18 protein-coding genes are annotated in these 20,916 nt (G+C 56.5%); 4 read left to right on the forward strand and 14 right to left on the reverse strand.

Features of this window, described 5'->3' with window-relative positions; genetic code table 11:
• Nucleotides 1–51: 51 nt before the first annotated feature.
• Nucleotides 52–1,059, forward strand: coding sequence for a Gfo/Idh/MocA family oxidoreductase (locus tag ABLU73_RS06985; protein WP_064178028.1), 1,008 nt, complete (start codon nucleotides 52–54; stop codon nucleotides 1,057–1,059).
• Nucleotides 1,060–1,301: 242 nt separating this feature from the next.
• Here ABLU73_RS06985 and ABLU73_RS06990 read toward each other — a convergent pair whose 3' ends face one another.
• Genes ABLU73_RS06990 through iolE form a run of 3 tightly spaced genes read right to left on the reverse strand, consistent with a single transcriptional unit; the run spans nucleotide 1,302 to nucleotide 4,432 of the window.
• A complete protein-coding gene (locus ABLU73_RS06990) occupies nucleotides 1,302–2,333 on the reverse strand; it encodes a Gfo/Idh/MocA family oxidoreductase (protein WP_023319879.1) in 1,032 nt (343 codons plus the stop codon).
• Nucleotides 2,334–2,342: 9 nt separating this feature from the next.
• Nucleotides 2,343–3,515, reverse strand: coding sequence for a Gfo/Idh/MocA family oxidoreductase (locus ABLU73_RS06995; RefSeq protein WP_004202397.1), 1,173 nt, complete (start codon nucleotides 3,513–3,515; stop codon nucleotides 2,343–2,345).
• Nucleotides 3,512–4,432: a myo-inosose-2 dehydratase gene (gene iolE, locus ABLU73_RS07000; RefSeq protein ID WP_023319878.1), complete on the reverse strand. Its 921-nt coding sequence runs from the start codon at nucleotides 4,430–4,432 to the stop codon at nucleotides 3,512–3,514. Before iolE ends, ABLU73_RS06995 begins: the two co-directional genes overlap by 4 nt.
• A 573-nt stretch (nucleotides 4,433–5,005) precedes the next feature.
• On the opposite strand from iolE, the gene ABLU73_RS07005 reads away from it, so the two are divergent.
• Nucleotides 5,006–5,431: a hypothetical protein gene (locus ABLU73_RS07005; protein ID WP_264923948.1), complete on the forward strand. Its 426-nt coding sequence runs from the start codon at nucleotides 5,006–5,008 to the stop codon at nucleotides 5,429–5,431.
• 131 nt (nucleotides 5,432–5,562) lie between these two features.
• Here the strand turns inward: ABLU73_RS07005 and lysS are convergent, their stop codons facing one another.
• From lysS to ABLU73_RS07040, 7 genes are all read right to left on the reverse strand, one after another.
• Entirely contained in the window at nucleotides 5,563–7,080 is a 1,518-nt protein-coding gene (lysS, locus tag ABLU73_RS07010; RefSeq protein WP_004202393.1) for a lysine--tRNA ligase, read from the reverse strand.
• A gap of 319 nt (nucleotides 7,081–7,399) precedes the next feature.
• Nucleotides 7,400–8,875, reverse strand: coding sequence for a dipeptide permease DtpD (gene dtpD / locus ABLU73_RS07015; protein WP_004202391.1), 1,476 nt, complete (start codon nucleotides 8,873–8,875; stop codon nucleotides 7,400–7,402).
• Nucleotides 8,876–8,934: 59 nt separating this feature from the next.
• Nucleotides 8,935–11,082 carry a lysine decarboxylase CadA gene (cadA, locus tag ABLU73_RS07020; RefSeq protein WP_002892486.1) on the reverse strand — a complete coding sequence of 716 codons (2,148 nt, stop codon included), beginning with the start codon at nucleotides 11,080–11,082 and terminating at the stop codon, nucleotides 8,935–8,937.
• Between the two features lie 82 nt (nucleotides 11,083–11,164).
• Nucleotides 11,165–12,499: a cadaverine/lysine antiporter gene (gene cadB / locus ABLU73_RS07025; RefSeq protein WP_004202389.1), complete on the reverse strand. Its 1,335-nt coding sequence runs from the start codon at nucleotides 12,497–12,499 to the stop codon at nucleotides 11,165–11,167.
• A 365-nt stretch (nucleotides 12,500–12,864) separates the two neighbouring features.
• Nucleotides 12,865–14,433 (reverse strand): lysine decarboxylation/transport transcriptional activator CadC, encoded by a 1,569-nt coding sequence (cadC, locus tag ABLU73_RS07030; protein ID WP_243813544.1) that lies wholly within the window; start codon nucleotides 14,431–14,433, stop codon nucleotides 12,865–12,867.
• Between the two features lie 289 nt (nucleotides 14,434–14,722).
• Nucleotides 14,723–14,995 carry a DUF1471 domain-containing protein gene (locus ABLU73_RS07035; RefSeq protein ID WP_004202387.1) on the reverse strand — a complete coding sequence of 91 codons (273 nt, stop codon included), beginning with the start codon at nucleotides 14,993–14,995 and terminating at the stop codon, nucleotides 14,723–14,725.
• A gap of 100 nt (nucleotides 14,996–15,095) precedes the next feature.
• Nucleotides 15,096–16,016, reverse strand: coding sequence for a Kdo(2)-lipid IV(A) acyltransferase (locus ABLU73_RS07040; RefSeq protein WP_017898813.1), 921 nt, complete (start codon nucleotides 16,014–16,016; stop codon nucleotides 15,096–15,098).
• 508 nt (nucleotides 16,017–16,524) lie between these two features.
• Between ABLU73_RS07040 and ABLU73_RS07045 the strand changes: the two genes are divergently transcribed.
• The gene (locus ABLU73_RS07045; protein ID WP_004202384.1) at nucleotides 16,525–17,391 is read left to right on the forward strand and encodes a GNAT family N-acetyltransferase; all 867 of its coding nucleotides are present in this window, start codon (nucleotides 16,525–16,527) and stop codon (nucleotides 17,389–17,391) included.
• A gap of 72 nt (nucleotides 17,392–17,463) precedes the next feature.
• Here the strand turns inward: ABLU73_RS07045 and ABLU73_RS07050 are convergent, their stop codons facing one another.
• Both ABLU73_RS07050 and ABLU73_RS07055 read right to left on the reverse strand, forming a co-directional pair.
• The gene (locus tag ABLU73_RS07050; protein WP_087771455.1) at nucleotides 17,464–18,768 is read right to left on the reverse strand and encodes a citrate synthase; all 1,305 of its coding nucleotides are present in this window, start codon (nucleotides 18,766–18,768) and stop codon (nucleotides 17,464–17,466) included.
• Between the two features lie 45 nt (nucleotides 18,769–18,813).
• Complete coding sequence (locus ABLU73_RS07055; protein ID WP_053087926.1) at nucleotides 18,814–18,954, reverse strand: hypothetical protein; 141 nt, start codon at nucleotides 18,952–18,954, stop codon at nucleotides 18,814–18,816.
• Nucleotides 18,955–19,256: 302 nt separating this feature from the next.
• On the opposite strand from ABLU73_RS07055, the gene ABLU73_RS07060 reads away from it, so the two are divergent.
• On the forward strand, nucleotides 19,257–19,427 hold the full coding sequence (locus tag ABLU73_RS07060) for a hypothetical protein (protein ID WP_023319874.1): 171 nt from the start codon (nucleotides 19,257–19,259) through the stop codon (nucleotides 19,425–19,427).
• A 78-nt stretch (nucleotides 19,428–19,505) separates the two neighbouring features.
• Here ABLU73_RS07060 and uraH read toward each other — a convergent pair whose 3' ends face one another.
• Both uraH and ABLU73_RS07070 read right to left on the reverse strand, forming a co-directional pair.
• Nucleotides 19,506–19,907: a hydroxyisourate hydrolase gene (gene uraH, locus ABLU73_RS07065; RefSeq protein ID WP_002892366.1), complete on the reverse strand. Its 402-nt coding sequence runs from the start codon at nucleotides 19,905–19,907 to the stop codon at nucleotides 19,506–19,508.
• A gap of 391 nt (nucleotides 19,908–20,298) precedes the next feature.
• A complete protein-coding gene (locus ABLU73_RS07070) occupies nucleotides 20,299–20,592 on the reverse strand; it encodes a hypothetical protein (RefSeq protein ID WP_264923941.1) in 294 nt (97 codons plus the stop codon).
• Nucleotides 20,593–20,916 lie beyond the last annotated feature (324 nt).

The raw sequence follows: 20,916 nt of genomic DNA on the forward strand, positions 1-20,916 counted from the left end.
AGCAAACCGATTATGGTGGGCACCGTCCCTTCGCCATTCTGGAGAAAAATAATGAATTGCAAACGTTTTGCCCTGGTAGGCAGTGGTTTTATCGGTCAGGTTCATGCCGCCAGCCTCGCCCGTCATGACGGGAGCGAGTTGACGATGGTAGCCGATGTCGCGCCGGAGCGCGCCCAGGCGCTGGCCGCCCGCTATGGCGCCCGGGCGGTGACGGTGAGCGAGGCTCTCCGTAGCGACGCCATCGACGCTGTGCTGATCGCCAGCTCGACCCCGTCGCATGCCGAACTGCTGGAAGCCGCCGCCCGGGCGGGCAAGGCGGTCTATTGCGAAAAACCGATCGACCTCTCCCTGGCGCGCGCCCGCGAGGTGGTGGAGCGGGTGCTTCCCCTGAACGTGCCGGTCACCGTCGGCTTTAACCGGCGCTTCGACAGCAGCCATCAGCAGCTCCGCCGCCAGCTGGAGCAGGGCGCGATCGGTCGGGTGGAGCTGGTGCAGATGGTCTGCCGCGCCTCCAGCATGCCGCCGCTCGACTATCTGCGCAGCTCCGGCGGTCAGATGCGCGATCAGGCGATTCACTTCTTCGACCTTCTGCGCTTTCTCACCGGCGATGAAGTGCATACCGTGGCGGCGATGGGCGCGGCGCTGGCCCTGCCGGAAATCGCCGAATTTGGCGATGTTGACACCTCCATCCTGATGATGCAGATGCGCGGCGGCGCGCTGGCGCAGCTGGACAACACCCGCCGCACCGGCCACGGGTATGATGAACGGATCACCCTGCTGGGCGCAGAGGGCGCGCTGGAGTCCGGCAGCCAGTCGCCGGCGGGCCCTACCCTGTGGCGCGGCAATCAGCGCATTGAGCCAGGCCTGTGGCCGGACTGGTTCAGCCGGGTGCAAGGATCTTATTACCAGCATCTTGACGCCTTTATCCGCGCTCTGAATGGCGAAACCGTGGCCGACCTGCCCGGCCTGGTGGACGGCCTGCAGGCGCAGGCTATTGCCGAAGCGGCGGTTCAGTCTCTGCAGCGCGGCCAGTTTGTCGCCGTCGACGACTGTCGATGAGGGGTTGCGTGGCACCAGCTATCAGGCTCTGAACCTGCCTTTATGCCGGGCGGCGGCAACGCCTTGCCCGGCCTACATAACACAGGCATTAATCTGCTTTAATATCAAATGGTTGCATATATATCCCAGGCCCGCGCAAGCGCAGCGCCGCCGGGCAAGGACAGCCGGCACCGTGCGCGTCCCGCTGCCGGGCAATGGCGGACACGCTCGCGCTGCCTGCAAACCAAAGCCCGGCCGGCCCCTTAGCGTTCTTCGTTAAACACCGCGCCCACCTGGCGCCGCACCTCATCCATCACCTGCAGATTCTGCAGCACCCGACTGAGCGGCCGCAGCGGCGAGTCCTGCAGCCCCTGACCGACGCACCAGGCAAAATGCTCCGCCTGCCAGAACAGCTGGTCGTAGCGATTGCGCGGTTCTTCCCAGCGCAGCGCCTGCCCGCCCTGGCTGGCGGCGAGGGTGAACCCGCCGGGGGCGTAAAACTGACCGTCGATCGTCAGGGTCGCCTGGCGTCCGGCCACCACCGCCCCGCCCGGCGTGTTGCTGAACAACGTCGTGTTTAACAGCCCCTGCATCCCGTTCCGCCAGCTGAACAGCATCGACGTCTGACCGTTAAGCCCCTCTGCCGTCGCGCTGCCGCGGGCGACTATCTCCTGCGGCATGCCGCCCACCATTAGCGCAAACGAGGTCAGATAGCTGCCGAGATCCATCATCGGCCCGCCGGCAAGGTCGGCATTAAAGATGCGGTGGTCGGTAGTAAAATACTCGCCGTGATCGGCCAGCAGGGTATGCAGGTCGCCGAGCACCCCATCCTCCAGCAGCTGGCGGATCACATCATACTTCGGCGCGTAATCGCACCACATCGCCTCCAGCGCCAGTTTTCCCTGGCGGGCGGCTTCGGCCTGCAGTTCACGTCCTTCGCCAAGGTTGAGCGCGAAGGGCTTCTCAATCAGCACGTGTTTGCCCGCCTTCAGCGCCTGCATGCCGTCGGGAAAGTGATGGTTGTGCGGCGTCGCAATATACACCGCATCAATATCCGGACGCGCCAGCATCTCCGCCACATGGCCGTAAGCCTGGGGGATCCCCCATTCCGCGGCTACCCGGTCGGCCTTCGCCTGGCTGCGGGAGGCAACGGCCACCACCTGCTGCCGGCTCTGGGTTTTCAATGAGTGCACAAAACGCTCGGCGATCCAGCCTGGACCGATGATGCCCCAGCGCAGGGAGGGAATGCTCTGCGCCGCCGGGCGGCGCGGGGTCGGTAATTGTGAGGGAAACATAGCGGCTCCTTAATCCTTAACCACGTTAACCCAGCGACGGCTGACCATTGAGGCTTCAATCGCCGACAGCACGCGCTGATTCTGTAAACCAAATTCAAAGCTGGGATAGCAGTCGTCGTCCCCGCAAATCCCCTGCACCAGGTCATGTACTTCAATCACCTTGACGTCAAAATAGCCCAGCCCGCCGCCGCCAAAATCGAAGCCGAAGAAGCCGGCATAGGCCGGGATCTGGCTCCCGGCATACAGCGTTTTAAAGCCGCGGTCGTGTTTGTCATCGCGGAAGCGATAGACCTGCAGTTCGTTAAAGCGCTCCCCGTCCATATACAGCGTGCCTTCGGTGCCGGAGACCTCCCAGAACACGCCGAAGATGCGCCCGGCGGCGATGCGCGAGGCCTCAATCACCCCCGCGGCGCCGCTGTCGAAATTGACCAGACACTGAACCTGATCGTCATTTTCCACTTCCCGCCACTCGGCATCGGCCGCGACCCGGCTGGCATACCCGGCATCGGTCTGCGGTACCGGACGCTGGCGCAGACAGGTTTGCGCGCTGGCGGTCACTTCACGGATCCCGCCCATCAAAAACTGGGCGACGGACAGGGTATGGGCGCCGAGGTCGCCAAGCGCCCCGCTGCCGCCGAGGGTTTTCGAGCAGCGCCAGGACCAGGGCAGGTTCGGGTCGTTATAAAACCCCTGATCAAAGGTGCCGCGAAAGCGCACCGGTTCGCCAATATCGCCCCGGGCGATAATCTGCTTTGCCAGCAGCGCCGCCGGGGTTTTGATGTTGTTAAAGGCCACCATGGTCTTCACCCCCGCGCGCCGGGCCGCCTGCGCCATCTCCTGCGCCTGCTGCTCGTTAACCGCCAGCGGCTTCTCGCAATAGACATGTTTACCCGCCGCGATCGCAGCCATCGCCATCGTGTAGTGCAGATGGTTCGGCGAGGTAATATCCACCACGTCCACCAGCGGATCGTTCACCAGTTCGCGCCAGTCACCGTAAGCCTTCTCCGCCCCCAGCTTCACCGCATGACGTTCGGCCAGCGCCTGATCCTGATCCGCCAGCGCGTAAAGATAGGGGCGCTTCGGCAGATCGGGATAGAACATGGCCGCGCGACGGTAAGCGTCGGCGTGCGCCTGGCCCATAAAACCGGAGCCGATGAGACCAATATTTAACCGCGCGCTCATGATGCGTGCTCCTCTGATGATGAAGGGGACGAGAAATGGTGTGCCAGCCAGGCGAAGGCGCGGCGGGCGGTGGCCAACGGCGGCGCCATCGCCGGGTCCTGCTCGGCTTCGATAATCAGCCAGCCGCGGTAGTCGCTGTCGCGGGCAAAGTCGAGGATCGGCGCATAGTCGATGCAGCCGTCGCCAGGGATGGTAAACAGCCCCGCGCGCACCGCCTCGTTAAAGCTCAGGTTTTCGCGATACAGGCGCCCCAGCACCTGCGGACGGACGTCTTTCAGATGCAGATGGCGGATACGGTGACCATATTTTTCCAGCACGCGCGGGATATCGACCCCGGCGACGAAGGCGTGTCCGGTATCAAACGCCAGCCCGACGTTGTCATGGGTCTGTGACAGAAACCGCTCCAGCTCGTCGTCGTGCTCCACCAGCATCATCAGGTGATGGTGATAGGCCAGCCGCAGACCGTAGTCCCGCAGCAGCAGGTCGGCAAAGGTATTCAGCTTATGGCAATACGCCGTCAGACTGACGCGGCTTAACGGCGGTGAGAGCGAGATCGGCTCATCAAGCGGCGTTTCACCGGGCAGTTGCCCGCACTCGCCATAGACCATGACCCTGGCGCCGAGCTGCTGCAGGAGCTGCGCGTGGCCCCGCACCGCCTCCAGCTCCGCTTCCACGCTGCGGTCAGCCAGTAAGCCGCTGTACCAGCCGGACGCCAGCCGCAGGTCAGCCGCCGCCAGCAGAGGCCCCAGCGTCTCCGCCTGGCGGGGAAACTTGCGCCCTAACTCAATGCCCTGAAATCCCGCCTCCCGCGCCTCGCGCAGACAGGTGTCGAGAGGGATATCGCCGCCTAAATCCTCCAGCACATCGTTGGTCCAGCACAGGGGGCTAATGCCCCACTGCAGGTGCTCTGTCGCCATGTTTATCTCCTTTTCAGCCAGTCGTCTGGTGTGCCGTCACTATAAGCAGGCGACGACCAGCGATGAAAACGGAGAAATGATGGAAATCCATCATTGCCGCGGGCGGAATATCCGTTGTCGCCAGTAGCCCTGAAAAATTAATGGAAATAATGCTTGCCGCAGGCTTATTTTGCAGATAAAAATTACTGGCTTAATAACCCGTTCCAGAGGTTATCCCTTTCATTCGAAATATGATGATAGCAATATGAAAAAAACTCAATACCGCACCAGCGCGGGCTTTAGCCCTGCGCCCAGGCCTGGCCTGCTGTTATTTGCGTAAGTGACAAATAATCGCTTTTAAAACATCAATTACTTAACATTCTCTCTGCAATAATATGACAAGCAGCGGGAAGATACGGTGATAAATAAAATCAGGGTAATGATGTTTTTACAAATAAATAACCCTTCGCCTTTCTGCTCATTATTTGACAGGAATGGCTGCGGTTATATTTATTCTGACGCCCCCGGAGAATACACCAATGTGTATCAACCTTTATGACAATGCGCGCCGCTATCGCAATGAGAAACAATAAGATGAATAAGACCTGGCTTTTCACCACCCTCACCCTGGCGCTGGTCGCCGCCGCGCCGGCCCACGCCATTAGCGCGAAATACCGGGAGCAGCTTGAACGCTCCGGCTGTACGCAGATGACCGACGGGACCACCTGCGATATTCATAAAACCAAAGCCGAGAATGCCGCCGCCACGCAGCAGGCCAGCAGCGGCTTCGGCCCCTGGCTGGGCACCTGGTATGTTTATACTGAATATGGCGATAAAATTGATGAGATTACCGTCACCGCTAAAACGGTGAAAACTCATGGTCATCTGGTGGAGGACGCGAAAGCGGGCCAGGGTAAGCTGACTTTCCGGGTGAAAAACTCAACCTTTACTCTCAACGACGCCTTTAACGGCAACTGGACAAACGGCAGCCAGCGCGGCACGTTGCAAAAAATAGAGTAAACTCCCTGCTCCCCGGCGTGGGCACACCATGCCGATAGACTGCGGTGACCGGTTCGTCCGGCCAGGCAAGCAATGTGATGTGACTCATGCGGGGAGACCTCCCGGCGCGGGCCGGGAGGGAGTGCAACAGATTACTTCTGCGGACGCATGGCCGGGAAGAGGATTACGTCGCGGATGGTATGGCTGTTGGTAAACAGCATCACCATGCGGTCGATACCGATGCCCAGACCGGCGGTCGGCGGCAGGCCGTACTCCAGCGCGGTGACGTAGTCTTCGTCATAGAACATCGCTTCGTCATCGCCCGCCGCTTTGGCGTTGACCTGATCCTGGAAACGCTGCGCCTGATCTTCCGCATCGTTCAGCTCGCTGAAACCGTTACCGATTTCGCGGCCGCCGATGAAGAACTCGAAGCGGTCGGTGATTTCCGGGTTCACGTCGTTGCGGCGCGCCAGCGGGGAAACTTCCGCTGGATATTCAGTGATAAAGGTCGGCTGGATGAGGTGCGCTTCCGCCACTTCATCGAAGATTTCGGTGACGATGCGCCCCAGACCCCAGCTTTTCTCTACCTGAATGCCGAGAGATTCCGCCAGCGCTTTCGCCGCGTCGAAGTTATCCAGATCCGCCATGTTGGTTTCCGGACGGTGTTTCTTGATGGCTTCGCGCATGGTCAGTTTTTCAAACGGCTTGCCGAAGTCAAACACCTGGTCGCCATACGGCACCTCGGTTTTGCCCAGCACCGTCTGCGCCAGGGTGCGGAACAGCGACTCGGTCAGTTCGATCAGGTCTTTGTAGTCCGCGTACGCCATGTACAGTTCCATCATGGTGAACTCTGGGTTATGACGTACCGAGATCCCTTCGTTGCGGAAGTTACGGTTGATTTCAAACACGCGTTCGAAACCGCCGACCACCAGACGTTTCAGATACAGTTCCGGCGCGATGCGCAGGTACATATCGAGATCGAGCGCGTTGTGATGAGTGATAAACGGACGGGCGGACGCGCCGCCGGGGATCACCTGCATCATCGGGGTTTCCACTTCCATAAAGCCGCGGGCCACCATGAACTGACGCATGGTCGCGAGGATCTGCGAGCGGATGCGGAACGTATGGCGCGACTCTTCGTTAGCGATCAGATCCAGATAGCGCTGGCGATAGCGGACTTCCTGATCCTGCAGGCCGTGGAATTTATCCGGCAGCGGGCGCAGGGCTTTGGTCAGCAGGCGCAGCTCGGTGCAGTGGATGGAGAGTTCGCCGGTTTGCGTTTTGAACAGCTTGCCGCGGGCGGCGATGATGTCGCCGAGATCCCATTTCTTAAACTGTTCGTTGTAGACGCCTTCCGGCAGGTCATCGCGGGCCACGTACAGCTGGATACGGCCGCCGACGTCCTGGAGGGTGACGAAGGAGGCTTTGCCCATCACGCGGCGGGTCATCATCCGGCCGGCCACCGCAACTTCAACGTTCAGGGAAGCGAGTTCATCGTTATCCTTCGCATCGAATTCAGCGTGCAATTGGTCAGAGGTATGATCGCGACGGAAATCGTTGGGGAAAGCTACGCCCTGCTCACGCAGCGCAGCCAGTTTTTCGCGACGAGTTTTCAGTTCATTATTAAGGTCAATGGCCTCATCGGCACCTTGTGCTTGTTGTTCAGACATATGGGTTCCTCATAACCTTGCTTTCAAACTAGCTTCGATAAATTGAACCAGGTCACCCTTCCGCGCGGCCTGTCTCCGGCTTTACACCGAAGAACAAGAGTAACGAATCTGGCTTCACTTCAAGCTGATCTCACTCAGCTATGCCTTCACTAACGGTATTTTTTATCGTTGGCTTCCGCGCCTGCCAGAATATCCTCCTCCTGTTCACTACGCTGTGCAAGGAGCGGCTTTGCGCTCCGCTGTTGATGGGATACCCCCGGTCGCGCTGCGCTTACCGGGGCGATAAATCGCGCTGGCCGATAGCCCGCCGGGACGCGCATCAGGCGCCGCCGCCGGGAAGTTCGCCAGCCGCCGCGCGGCGTTTGCCGACGCTACAGGCTGCGGCAAAGGCGATAATTACCATCACCGCCACGCAGCCGAGGGTCCATTCCCCCATCTGCGAGAAGAAATGCTGATAGGCGGCAATCGCCGTATCGCTGATTTGCGATTCGGTGGTCTGCTGGGCGACCACGCCCGCCAGCCAGTTGGCCACCGCGCCGGTGGCCAGCATGTAGATCCCGGTCAACACCCCGGTGACGCCGGGCATGTTCAGGCGGGTGATTTGCGCCATCGCCACCGGGTCGATAAACAGTTCGGCAAAGCCCATCATCGCCAGCCCGGCGACCATCATGCCCATCGAGGCCTGACCGTCAGCGGCGCCGTGGCGGGCATTAAGCGCCAGCAGCATAAAGCCGCCGCCCATCAGCAGCAGGCCGAAAGCGAATTTCAACCAGACGCGCAGCACCGAACGTACGCTGCCTTCCGGGCGCATCAGCCACGCCAGTACCACGCCGGCCGCCATCACCGCCACCGCATTAACCGACTGGAACAGCGCCGTCGGCACCTCCCAGTTCAGCAGGCGGCGGTTAACAAAGTGGTCGATAAACAGGCTAATCGAGCTCCCGCCTTGCTGAGCCAGCACCCAGAACAGCGTCCCGGCAAGCATCAGCAGGACGATCTGCCATAGCGCGCGACGATGCTCGGGCGCTTTGATCATGATCCGCGCCACCATCTGGGCGGCAAACAAGCAGACGATCGCCAGCAGATAGCCGGACCAGTTGTTTTGCAGTAGCAGTGTGAAGAACACCGGCGCAAGGCACAGCATCACCAGCAGCCAACCCCAGGTCGGCAGCACGAATTTCACCGCCCGCAGCGCCGGTTTATCGACGCCGCGGGTATGCCGGAAATGGCGGCTGCCGCTTAAGAAAATCATCAGTCCGATGAACATACCGATTCCCGCCAGGGCGAAGCCGATATGCCAGCCGTACCACTGGGCCGCCAGCCCGCAGGCGATGGGCGCGGCGATGGAGCCGACATTGCCGGCGGCGTACAGCAGCGAAAAGCCGCCGTCGCGACGCGGATCGTCGTGGGCGTAGAGTTCGCCAAGCAGGCAGCTGATATTGGATTTGAACAGGCCATAGCCGCAGATAATGATCGCCAGCGCGACGTACAGGCTCCATGCGGAGGTCGACTCAACGCCCAGCACCACGTGGCCGAGAGTCATCAACAGCGCCCCGGCAATCACCGCCGTGCGGTTGCCGAGCAGGCGGTCGGCAAGCCAGCCGCCGAGAATAGGGGTAACGTAAACCAGAGATGCGTAAGCGCTGAACAGGCTGATGGCGTGGCTGTCGTCGAAGCCAAGCTGGTGGGTGAGGTAGAGGATGAGTAAGGCGCGCATGCCGTAAAAGCTGAAGTACTCCCAGATCTGGATCGCAACGATGTAGTAAATCGCGCGCGGCTGTGAGGGTGTTTTCATGTGTTCTCCTTGCAGCGTGAAAAAGGGAAGTGGCAAGCCACTTCCCTGGTGTGCGTCTATTACTTGTTATTCTCTTCTTTCAGCACTTTAACGGTGTAACGACCATCCGCCTGACGATAGGCGCCGTGGATATCGGTTTCGAAGCCCGGGTAGTGGGCGCCGATTTCGCACAGCATCTGCAGGAACTCCAGCACCGGACGGCTCTCTTCGGTGATCATTTCACCCGGCATCACCAGCGGCACTCCCGGAGGATACGGCAGGATCATGTTGGCGTTGACGCGGCCGACCATCTCTTCGAGGTACACTTCTTCCGTCTGACCGTGCAGCTCTTTCTGGAACGCGGCATACGGGGTCATCACCATCGATGGCAGCACTTCGAAGGCGCGGAACATCAGATCCGGCAGGTTGTGGTGCTCAATCAGTTTGTGAATGTTCTGCGCCAGGTCCTGAATACGCATGTTCTCATAGAATTCAGGATCTTCACGGTACAGCGACGGCAGCATGTTTTTCACCCGCAGGTTCAGGTCGAACGCGCGTTTGAAGTCGGTCAGCGCACGCAGCAGGCTCAGCGCTTTGGTTTTGTCGATACCGATGCTGAACAGGAACAGCAGGTTGTACGGACCGGTTTTCTCCACCACGATGCCGTGTTCGTCGAGATATTTCGCCACGATGCTTGCCGGAATACCGAAGTCATCCATGGTGCCGTCTTTCTTCATCCCCGGGGTCAGCAGCGTGACTTTGATCGGGTCGAGGTACATGTGTTCGTTATCGATGTTTTTGAAACCGTGCCATGCGCTGTCGGAGCGCAGCGGCCAGCATTCAGGGCCGTCGATATGTTCCGGCTGCCATACGTCGAAGAACCAGCCGTCAGACTCGCCTTTCAGACGTTTGATCTCTTTACGGAACTTGATGGAACGTTCGATAGAGCCGTCGATCAGGCGCTTACCGGCGTTGCCTTTCATCATCGCTGCCGCGGTTTCGGTGGACGCCACGATCCCGTAATGCGGAGAGGTGGTGGTGTGCATCATGTAGGCTTCGTTAAAGGTCTCTTCGTTAACGTCGCCTTTCACGTGGATCATCGACGCCTGAGAGAACGCCGCCAGCAGTTTGTGCGTGGACTGGGTTTCGTAAATCACTTTCCCTTCGACGCGGCCGCCGCTCATCCCGCATTTGCCTTCATAGATCGGCGAGAAGTTGGTGTAAGGCACCCACGCGGAGTCAAAGTGGATGGATTTCACATCCAGGGTTTTCTTGATGAAGTCAGTGTTGTACAGCAGACCATCGTAAGTCGAGTTGGTGATCACCGCATGTACCGGCCAGGTCGCGTTCGGCGTCTCTTTCACACGCTTGGCGATAGTCGCGTGCTGGAATTCGCTCTGCGGGATACCGCCGAGGATGCCGTAGGCGTTACGGGTCGGACGGAAGTAGATCGGCGTAATGTCGCTCATCATCATCAGGTGAGTCAGCGATTTGTGGCAGTTACGGTCAATCAACACGGTGCTGCCGGCCGGCGCGGAGTACATACCGACGATTTTGTTGGCGGTAGAGGTGCCGTTGGTCACCATATAGCTGCGTTCAGCGTTGAATACGCGAGCGATATACTCTTCCGCTTCTTTGTGCGGGCCGCTGTGGTCCAGCAGGGAACCCAGTTCAGAAACCGAAATCGAGATATCGGATTTCATGGTGTTGGAGCCAAAGAAATCGTAGAAGATGCTGCCTACCGGGCTTTTCTGGAAGGCGGTACCGCCCATGTGGCCCGGGGTACAGAAGGTGTATTTGCCTTCACGCACATATTTGAACAGCGCTTTGGTCAGCGGCGGCAGAATGGTGTCGATATATTCGTCAGTGTTCTGTTTGATTTTGTTCGCGATATCTTCCGCAGCGCCCAGCGCATATTCGAAGAAGCGAACCTGCATGCGCAGATCGTTCAGGCTAACGTCCAGCGTGGAGTAGGTGTTAGCGAACGCATACAGCGGCATGTACTCGTTCATTTTGCTGATTTCTTCGCACAGCTCGAGATTGTATTTATCCCAGTCGAAGATCACGCCGCACAGACGAGAGTTGTTTTCGATCAGTTTTAATAAGTCGTCACGGTCGTTCGGGTAGACAATGCGGAAGTCCAGGCGTTCGAGAGCACGATGCAGTTCACGGATGGGTTCTTCTTTGAAGTAAACCCCCATGTGATTCATGATTGCAATAACGTTCATAGTCAAATCTCCAGATGTAGAAAGCCCCTCCCGTCGCGCTATGACAGGTGATGGAAGGAGCCTCAGGAAAAAGGGTTACTGATTAGTGCGCGTTAGCGGGGCTGTTGCTATCCGATGTGTTGTTCTGGCGCTGGTGCATTTTGCGACCGTAGAACATCAGGATAATCAGGCTAACGATAAAGGTGCCGGCCAGTTCGAAGGAGCTTGCGCCCATCAGCGCGATGAAGCAGAACACGCAACCCAGTACCGAACAAATCAGGCTGACAAAGTTACGGATGTTGATGCCTTCAAAACGAATCAGGTCAACACAGGAGTAGAAGTAAGGCAGCATGGTCAGCAGTACCGCGATACCAGTCAGTTCGCCGAACAGGTCAGAGGCTTTACCACCGGCGGAGTTCATCAGGGTAATCAGTACCATCAGCGCGGTCATTTTCACCGCGGCCAGCAGCAGGCCTTTTTTCGGGATACCGTTGCTATCAACTTCGCCATACACTTTCGGGAAGTTACCGTCGTTGGCGGCGCGGACACCTGCCTGGCCAACCAGCATCATCCACGAGCCCAGAGAAGTCAGGCAGGCAAAGGCGGTGAAAGCGGATACCATCGGCGCAGCCCAGCCGCCGAGGATGGTGGAGGCGCTAATCGCGAACGGCGCACCAGACGCGGCCATCTGAGAAGCAGGATACATACCGGCGATAACCTGAGTCGCGGCGATATAGACGATACCGGCCATCGCAGTACCCAGCATGGTAGCCAGCGGTACGGTACGTTTCGGGTTTTTCACCATCCCGGTACTCACGGCGGCGGATTCTACGCCAACGAAGGCCCACAGGCAGAGCAGGATACTTTTAATGACCGCGTGGCTATCGGTGGTGCTGGAGGTGTTCCAGTTCGCCTGATAGGTAGCGACATCAAACCAGTGCCAGCCGACGACCGCGGTCATCACCACTGGAATAAGCACCAGCACCAGACCAATGGTGGTCAGACGGCTGACCCAGGTCCCGCCGAGCATATTAACGAAAGTAAAGATCCACACGATGGCAATACAGGCAATCCCTGCTGGCACCGGGTTATTTAAAATGGGGAAGAACGTAGACAGATAAGAAACCGCGGTAATCCCGATAGCCAGGTTACCAATCCAGTTTGCATGATAATAAAGCACACCGGTCTGGAAACCGAATGCCGGAGATATTTCTCCTGCGTAAGCAATTGGGCCACCCTGCTGCGGGTTTTTAGTGGCCAGTCGGGCATAAACATAAGCCAGAGACATCGCACCAATAATTGAAATTACCCAGCCCCAAATGGCAATACCACCGATGCTGGCCAGGTTCGCAGGTAATAATGCAATACCGCTCCCCATCATATTACCGGCGACGACACCGGTACAGGCAAATAGCCCGATCTTCTTGGCAGAACTCATGGTTGTTTTTCTCCTAAGTTTATTTGGGAGGTACAGATCATGATACAGAACCATTAATTGACCCGACCAACTGCCAACAAGATTACTGATTTGTACGAGATAAGTCCTAAAGATAAAGTGAAATAACAACAAACATCAGACAAATGATATTTTGACCTTTTTCGCTTAACATATAAACATGACAACAGGGTGTCAGAAAAAGATAAACATTGTTGTTTTACATGCACTTAAACCAGATGCGGTGTGTTGCCGAACTGTTATTTAAAGCCTCCTGAATGCTAAATACAAATAACAACATGAGGCTTCATGAGAAACATAAATTTAACCTCATCATGCCCAAAACCTTGCACACGATGAGGGTTTACTTATTCTGAAGAGAGGAAATTATCGAGATACGGAACCACCCGGTTGACCGACGTCTGGAAAACTCCGTTTTCAATCCAGTACAATGTGTCTCCCCCGGGGCGTAAATTAAACGCCGTAATGTAAGAATCCGCTGCCAGCCGGTTCTCACCTTTCATCTCATAGACTTTGCCTAACAGCACATAATTCAGCCACGACATCTCTAAATCGATCGCACTGTTAATCGCGGTATTCGCTTCATCGACTTTGCCCTTCCCCAGCAAATCCACCGCTTTTATTTGATAATAAATCGCCATGTCTTTAATACCTGGCATCTCCCCTACCCGTTCAACTTCGCTATAGAGGGCTGCCAGCTGTTTATCATCCAGCGGCTGTTGTGAATGGCGTAATACATCCACCAGCGTCTTTTCGGCATACGCGTAAATAAAATCAGGCGCCCGTTTAATCACATCATCCAGCAGGCTGCTGGCCTTGCTTAATGAGTCAACATCGCCCTTCATTAACAGCTGATGCGACTGGTAGAAATAGGTTAACGCCACGCTTTGCGACGGCTGATACTGCCTGAGCATCGCCTGCATCCGCGCCGGCCACGGCTGCGTCAGGGCATCCGACAGGCTGTTCATCAGATCGTTCTGGATGGTGAGCTGGTTGTCATTGGTCACAAAGTAGCGCTTATCGAGCATCGTCGAGCTGTCGGCATTATCCACCAACTGGACCGACATAAAGCACTGCTGCGCCCGGTAGTGGCGCTGATTGACGAACTCAATGGTTAGCGTTTTACCGGAACTGCTCGGCTCATTGATGTTGTAGTCCGTTTTGTCATGCACCATAAAGGTCGAGAAGGTGTTCAGCGAGGTGGTGATCAGGCTGGCCAGGCCGACCGCGTAGGAGTGCTGCGACGACCAGTTGGTGCAGGAGTTACCATTCACCAGGTGGATATCGATATCGCGCGGATTAAGCAACAGGCGCGCCTTGTTGACCGGCGGCCGCGATTCCATGCTCGACAGCGCCACCAGCGCCACGCAGGTGCCCAGCGCCAACAGGAACAGTCCCCACACCAGGGCAGTGGTGAGCCGTTTACGCACTGACGGCGCGCTGGCCACTGTCGGAGCGGGAGCTGGCACGGCGGGATCGGCGGCGGAGACGGGCGCATCGGGCGGCGCACCGGCAGCCGGCGGCGCGGTCGCGGCGACCGAAGGCGTAGGCGTCAGCGCCTCCATCTGTGGGGCGAGTTCCTCCCCTTCTTCGGTGCACCAGATCACCGGCACCGTGAGCTTATACCCCCGTTTGGGTACCGTCGCGATGTACTCAAGGCTAACGTCGTCGCCGTCTTTGAGCGACTTGCGCAGTTCAGAAATACTCTGCGTGACGACGTGGCTGGTCACAACATTCCGGGTCCAGACGTTTTCGATAAGCTCGTCCCGGCTAAGCACTTCCCCCGGATGGCGAGCGAAAAAGACCAGAAGGTCGATTAAACGCGGTTCAAGGGTAAGCTGGCGCCCCTTCCTGCTGATTTGGTTTACAGAGGGGGTTACCAGCCATTCACCGACGCGAACAACAGGTTGTAGCATACAAGAAAGCCCCAGACAAAAAGGGAAAGGCGCGATGATAACACATTTGTCCTACCTATTTTTGCCAGGGGTCACTCCCTCAGGCATTAGGTTGGAATTCGCCTTTTAGCGACAATAAAAAGCAATATTTCATTAACATCGTGATCATCAAATTCATATATAGCGATAAAAAACGTTTTCGCTTCCGCTTAGCCGGCGGAACGTGGGCAGCGGAAAAAAATAAGCCCGGAGGCGTAATGCGCTCCAGGCTCAGTCAATGGCGTGCCGTTATGGCACGCGGAAGAATCGATTATTTATACACTTCCGCTGTGGCTTCAAAGTTAGGACCATGCTCACGCGCAGCAGTAATCACGTAGTACTTTCCGCCTTTCTCATCGGCCAGCTTGGAGAGCTGATCGTGCAGATCGGAAGGTGAAGAGAACTGCCCACCTGACGGCCCCACCGAGATCGGTCCGACCTTGGTCAGTTTGAAGTGTTTAGCTTCTTCTTTGGTGATCAACTGCGCGGCGGACGCGCCAAACGCAACGGCGGAAAGGGCTAACGCGACTATCACTTTTTTCATCCTGCAATCTCCTTGGAATGGGCCTTAGATCAGGCTCTTTCAGTATAGACGGCGATTTAATAAGCGTGCTACCGGTGCGCTGATTTTTTGGCCGCAGCGTTCAGTAACGCGGCGGCACCCCTTCCGGGCGGGTCTTAAAGCGCCGGTGCAGCCACATATATTGTTCAGGCGCCATCAGGATGCACTGTTCGATAATCTGGTTCATCCACGCCGCGGTAACCTCGGCGCTGGCCAGCGGCGGCGTGCGCTCCGGCGTCAGGGAGATCAGCTCATATCCCATACCGTTAGGCTTGCGTCGCGGAACAAACGGCACAATCGTCGCCCCGGACATCTTCGCCAGCATCCAGGTGCCGGTGGTGGTCGCCGCCTGCTCGACAGCAAACAGCGGCGCAAAAACGCTGCTGGCCGGCCCGTAATCATGATCCGGCGCGTACCAGAGGATCTCTCCCTCTTTCAGCGCCCTGACCATGCCTTTCAGATTTTTTCGATCCAGCATGGTCTTGTTCGAGCGCAAGCGTCCCCAGGTCTGCAGCCAGTCAATCAGCGGGTTATCATTGGGCCGGTAGACGCCGATCCCCGGGGTAAACATGCCATACATTCGCGCCCCCATTTCGAGGGTCAGAAAATGGATACCGATCAGTAAGATGCCCTGCTTTTGTTCCAGAAGTTCGACCACCTCGTTTACGCCGCTGGTCTCGGTCCAGCGCGCCACCCGGTGCGTCGGCCAGAACCAGGCCATGCCGGTCTCCATCAGCCCCATGCCCAGCGATTCAAAGTTTTTCACCAGCAGAGCCTCACGCTCGGCGACGCTCATCGCGGGAAAGCAGAGTTCGAGATTACGTCTGGCAATCCGTGCGCGGCTTTTCATCACCCGCATTGCCAGCCGCCCGAGCGCAGTGCCCAGTCGGTAGATCACCGGATACGGTAATTGCACCAGCAGCCATAAGAGGCCAATTCCCAGCCATAACAGCCAGTAACGCGGGTGCAACAGCGCGCGGGAAAATTTGGGTAAATTTGACATAGTAATCCTGTTAATTCACTCAATAATAGCTGAGCAAAAACCGCGAAATAAAGTAGCGGATCCTGCCGGTTGTATTTTTCCAATTCGTGCGGTAACACTAAGACACAAAGCACGATATTATACGTTGTTCAATCACTAATTTCAGTCTTGTGATTGCGGCTACTCTATTATTAGCCACTTCGCGTAAAACTTCCTTTTTTATGCATAAAAAAATAAACCAGACCTCTACAGCGCGACTGGTTGCCCAAAAAACAAACAGCATATTTTCTCATCGCCTGTTGCATTGGCCCCGTGGTTGCTCTGCAGCACGGAGATAACGTGCTGCGCGGCGGGATGTTCAACGTCATTTGTGACGCCTTCATGCGGTTATTTGTGACTCGGGCAAAGGTTAAGCATCGACATTGCGGATCCTTTTCCCAGATATGCTACGTTTACAGCGCTCATTCGACGCAAGTGCCTTTGCCGACGTCGTCGCTTTCAGAAGCCATAGTGAGAAGGAACTATGACAATGAATTATCAATTAGTGAAGCAAGTCAGAGAAAATAACATATTAAGAAAAAGCTTCATTGACCTTGCCGTTAAGACTTTCGACCTGTCTTTTGAAGAGTGGTATCAGCAAGGTTACTGGACCGACGCCTATATCCCCTACGCCTTTGTCGAACGTAATAAAATTATCGCTAACGCCTCGGCCAACATCATCGATCTGCGCTGGCAGGGCGAGCCCCGGCGGTATATTCAGATTGGTACCGTGATGACCGAACCGGACCACCGCAATAAGGGATTAGCCGGCCAGCTTATCCACCATATTCTGCAGGACTGGCAGCAGGAGGCGGACGCCTTCTTTTTATTTGCCAATCCCACCACGGTGGATTTTTACCCCAAATTTGGTTTCACCCGCAGCGAAGAGCATCAATATATTATGCCGGTCGCTCCGCGCGCTGGTGATTTTCGCAAACTGGATATGGACAGCGCTGACGATGTCGCCCTGCTCCGCCATTACTATGAAAAATCCAACCCGTTCTCACCGCTGCGGGTGGAGCACAACTTTGGCCTGCTGATGTTTTATTGCTCAGCCTTTATGAAGCATTTCGTTTACTATTCGGCAAAAAATGAGGCAGTGGTTATCGCCATGCAAAACGGTCCGGTGCTGATCTGCTTTGACCTGTTCTGCGATGCGGGCAAAAGCCTGTCGACGCTGGTCAACGAGCTGGCCGATGACCATGTTTACCAGGCTATCCTCGGCTTTACCCCCAATGAAGACCGGCTCGGCGAGTACGAGAAGATTGAAGGAGAAGATATCCTCTTTGTCTATGACCAGAAGGAAAACTTGTTTAAAGACAGGAAGTTGATGTTTCCTTTACTGGCGCATGCCTGACGGCGCCGCGCCGTCAGGCCGATCAGTTATAGGTCACCACGAAGGTCGCGCTGGCGTTCGCCTCACCCGCTGTCACTGCGGGCCCGTTGACCGCTCGCCGCGTCGGGAGACGTAATCCCGATACTCCTCGCCAACGTAAATCTGCCGTGGCCGGTAGATGGTCAGCGGCGCCTGGTGCATCTCGTTCCAGTGCGCCACCCAGCCGACCGTCCGGCCGACCGCGGTGACCACCGCAAACATCGACGAAGGCAGATTCATCGCCTTGAGGATCACCGCGGTATAAAAATCCACGCTTGGCGACAGGCCATTGTCCACAAAGTAGGGATCGGTCAGCGCCACGTCCTCAAGGGCCATCGCTACCTGCAGCAGGCGGTCAGACATGCCTACCTCCGCCAGGACCCGATGGCTGGTTTCACGCAGGATATCGGCGCGCGGGTCACGGTGACGGTAGCGTGAGTTGCCAAAACCGAGGCGGCGAAATGCCTGCGGGTCGCGCTTTGCCTGACGCAGAAACGCCGGAACCTGATCGACGCTTTCAATCTCCTCCAGCATCCGCATGCTCGACTCATTGGCGCCGCCGTGCATCGGTCCCCATAATGATGCCAGCCCGGCGGCGACGCAGGCGAATAAGTTCGCCCCGGAGGAGCCCGCCGCGCGCACCGTGGTGGTGGAGGCGCACTGCCCATGATCGGCATGCAGGACCAGGATCTGGTTCATCGCCTGCTCGATAACCGGATTGAGGACGTACTTCTCGGCCGGGATAGCAAACAGCATCTGCAGGAAATTTCCGGCATAGGAGAGATCGTTGCGCGGATAGGCGGCGGGTTGTTCAATGGTGTACTTGTAGCTCATGGCGGCGATAGTGGGCATTTTCGACAGCAGCCGCGTGGCGGCCAGCGCCCGGTGCTGCGGATTTTCCACGTCCAGAACATCATGATAGAACGCCGCCAGCGCCCCCACCAGAGCACACATCAGCGCCATCGGGTGCGAATCGCGGCGAAAGCCGCTGCACATGCGGGCTATCTGCTCGTGCACCAGGGTATGGCGGGTGATGGTCTCGCGAAACGTTTGATAGCTGGCCTCATCCGGCGCGTCGCCCCGCAGCATGATGTACGCCACCTCGAGAAAATCGCACTGGCGAGCCAGCTGATCCACCGGATAGCCGCGGTGCAATAGCACGCTGTTTTCCGTATCGATCCACGAGATCGCCGACTGGCATCCGGCGGTGTTGGCGAAGCCGGGGTCGTAGCTGCAGAATCCGGAGTGATTCAGCTCGCGTATGTCGACTCCCACATGGCCCCGGGTTCCCGGCACCTGCGGCAGGGTGATGGGCGTCGGTTGCCCTGCAATAGAAAGCGTTAACGGTGTGGTGCTCATCCTGTCAGTTCCCCCAGCAGCTTATCAGCGACCTGAAGTCATTCTTCAGGCGGAAAGACCAACATAACCAATGTGATGCAGCTTATTCATTGATGTCATCACTATGACTCTGACAAAGAGGATATTTTGCTGGCCTTTCCGGGGAAACAGGCCATCTTTCCCCACCCCATCGTCGGATAGCGGCACAAATCGCCAAGGATAAAGGCGATCAGCGCTGTCAAAATTTACGCTGAGTACAGAAAGGATGAAGAGGAGCTACCATGAATTTTGTGCTGTCGATGACGCTTATCTGCATCGCCATCGCCTGGCTGATGATGAGCCTCCTGCCGGTCTAACCGCCCCACAGTGGCCTGGATAACGCCCCCCTTCCGCCGTGGTCTTCACCGCTGAGGTTTCACCAGAGCCAGACAAGAAGCACTGGTTGCATATCAGGCTGTTGCGTTTTTCCGCCCAGGGGTAGGCTAAAGGCCCACTGTTAAGGAGGTGATATGTCTGGACTGATCAACCCACATGCGGCCCCGGAAGAAGCAGCCTATGCGCTGCTGATTGAGCTGGTTCGCGCCCAGCGCGTGCCGCAATATGAAGGCGATATTTCCGGCCTGCTGGCGATATACGACGAAGCCGTTAAACACTTTAAAGAGAAAGAGCCCGAGCGTTAGGCATGGAGGTCGTTGTGCGGGGAAAGGGTGACGCCTGCGGGAGACGCGCAGGCGTTGGCTGGATAGCGGCTTGGGTCATCAGCTGCCGCGGTAGGTAGAGTATCCGTACTGACTGAGCAGCAGCGGGATATGCAGTTTTTGATTTTGCTTTGTGACATTGAAAATAACCGGAATCACCGGGAAGAACGTATTCATGTTTTGGCTTTTAAAATAGTCACCGGTTTTAAACGTCACTTTATAAACCCCCGGCTCCATATTCTCTGCCTGCGGATAGAGCGATTTAATCCGCCCATCGGCATCCGTTTTGCCGGTGGCGATATGCTGCCAGCTCTCCCCTTGCTGCTTATCCAGCTCAATCTGCACACCCGGCGAAGGGAGCCCGGTTTGCTGATTAAGAATGTGTACGCTGAGCGTGCCCTCTGGCGCCGCCAGCGCGCTGAAGCTGAGAAGGGAAATTACGGAGGCGATAACTAATTTCATAATCGTGACCTTTTGGGCAAGTGAAAGTGCCCTAACTATAGTCAGGGCGGCGGGGAAAAAAATTAAACTTTTTGTTATCAGATTGAGTTGATGGGTACTGTCCCCACACACAACACGCTGAACCGGTTTTGTCGTGAGAAGAGGGAGTGTCTGATGTGTGAGTAACCCCGTGCTCTTCGTAACAGGATACGTGGCACTTAATCCGTCAGAGAGGGAAAAGATTAGCTGGGGTCAAATATCAAAAGGTTAAATAATATATGCCGTGGCCTCTGCCGCCTCTAACAGAACAGTGCTTACTGCAAATGGCCTGCCGTATTCGAAATAATCATTTAATATTATTTAACCTACTATTCCAGTGTAAGTAATCACCTGGTTCAGATAATGATTAGTATCATTGATTCTCTTGTCGCCACGCCTTCACCATCTCCTTTGTTACCTCTTTCTTGTAGCAAATAGGTGAGTACCCACCAGCTTTGCTCCAGGCGCTGCGGCCACCGCACGAGCTGCCGTTCCGGGCGGTATTGAAGGGACAGGCACAGGTACCGGGATAGGATGCGACAGAGTCATCAATAATTCTTTGCCTGACCTGATCATCGCTTAAGGAATTCGATTTGGCGATGGAAATATCTGATGCAAAGACACACACAACAGCGAATACGGAGATGGTGACGAATTTGATGTTCATTTGGATCTTTCCAGGTCGAAGATGAACATCGAGGGTATGCTTTCAAAAAGTATTGAATATTGATCTTTAGCAACTGTCATTCGCGCCAGCTTAAAATGCGATACCTAGCCCCGGTAGCATAAATTAAAGTTATGAAGAGTATTAGCCTGTTTATTATTTGCCTGCAAACATTTATTGCATGCGGAAATATTTTTCAGAAAATGAAATTAATCAATAAGGCGACCAGATTACGGAAAATCGCTATCCAGGATAGTAACGTGTGAGACGCTAGCTCAAAGACAATGACGCCATTTTTGCCGCCAGCGACACAAAGACGACACAGAG

The sequence above is a fragment of the Klebsiella sp. GG_Kp175 genome, assembly GCF_040062325.1.
In the GTDB taxonomy this organism is placed as follows: Bacteria; Pseudomonadota; Gammaproteobacteria; order Enterobacterales; family Enterobacteriaceae; genus Klebsiella; species Klebsiella quasipneumoniae.

Coding starts and splice junctions, on each gene's coding strand:
- ABLU73_RS06985 (WP_064178028.1), top strand. CDS start 52: ATGAATTGCAAACGTTTTGCCCTGGTAGGCAGTGGTTTTATCGGTCAG.
- ABLU73_RS06990 (WP_023319879.1), bottom strand. CDS start 2,333: ATGTTTCCCTCACAATTACCGACCCCGCGCCGCCCGGCGGCGCAGAGC.
- ABLU73_RS06995 (WP_004202397.1), bottom strand. CDS start 3,515: ATGAGCGCGCGGTTAAATATTGGTCTCATCGGCTCCGGTTTTATGGGC.
- iolE (WP_023319878.1), bottom strand. CDS start 4,432: ATGGCGACAGAGCACCTGCAGTGGGGCATTAGCCCCCTGTGCTGGACC.
- ABLU73_RS07005 (WP_264923948.1), top strand. CDS start 5,006: ATGAATAAGACCTGGCTTTTCACCACCCTCACCCTGGCGCTGGTCGCC.
- lysS (WP_004202393.1), bottom strand. CDS start 7,080: ATGTCTGAACAACAAGCACAAGGTGCCGATGAGGCCATTGACCTTAAT.
- dtpD (WP_004202391.1), bottom strand. CDS start 8,875: ATGAAAACACCCTCACAGCCGCGCGCGATTTACTACATCGTTGCGATC.
- cadA (WP_002892486.1), bottom strand. CDS start 11,082: ATGAACGTTATTGCAATCATGAATCACATGGGGGTTTACTTCAAAGAA.
- cadB (WP_004202389.1), bottom strand. CDS start 12,499: ATGAGTTCTGCCAAGAAGATCGGGCTATTTGCCTGTACCGGTGTCGTC.
- cadC (WP_243813544.1), bottom strand. CDS start 14,433: ATGCTACAACCTGTTGTTCGCGTCGGTGAATGGCTGGTAACCCCCTCT.
- ABLU73_RS07035 (WP_004202387.1), bottom strand. CDS start 14,995: ATGAAAAAAGTGATAGTCGCGTTAGCCCTTTCCGCCGTTGCGTTTGGC.
- ABLU73_RS07040 (WP_017898813.1), bottom strand. CDS start 16,016: ATGTCAAATTTACCCAAATTTTCCCGCGCGCTGTTGCACCCGCGTTAC.
- ABLU73_RS07045 (WP_004202384.1), top strand. CDS start 16,525: ATGAATTATCAATTAGTGAAGCAAGTCAGAGAAAATAACATATTAAGA.
- ABLU73_RS07050 (WP_087771455.1), bottom strand. CDS start 18,768: ATGAGCACCACACCGTTAACGCTTTCTATTGCAGGGCAACCGACGCCC.
- ABLU73_RS07060 (WP_023319874.1), top strand. CDS start 19,257: ATGTCTGGACTGATCAACCCACATGCGGCCCCGGAAGAAGCAGCCTAT.
- uraH (WP_002892366.1), bottom strand. CDS start 19,907: ATGAAATTAGTTATCGCCTCCGTAATTTCCCTTCTCAGCTTCAGCGCG.
- ABLU73_RS07070 (WP_264923941.1), bottom strand. CDS start 20,592: ATGAACATCAAATTCGTCACCATCTCCGTATTCGCTGTTGTGTGTGTC.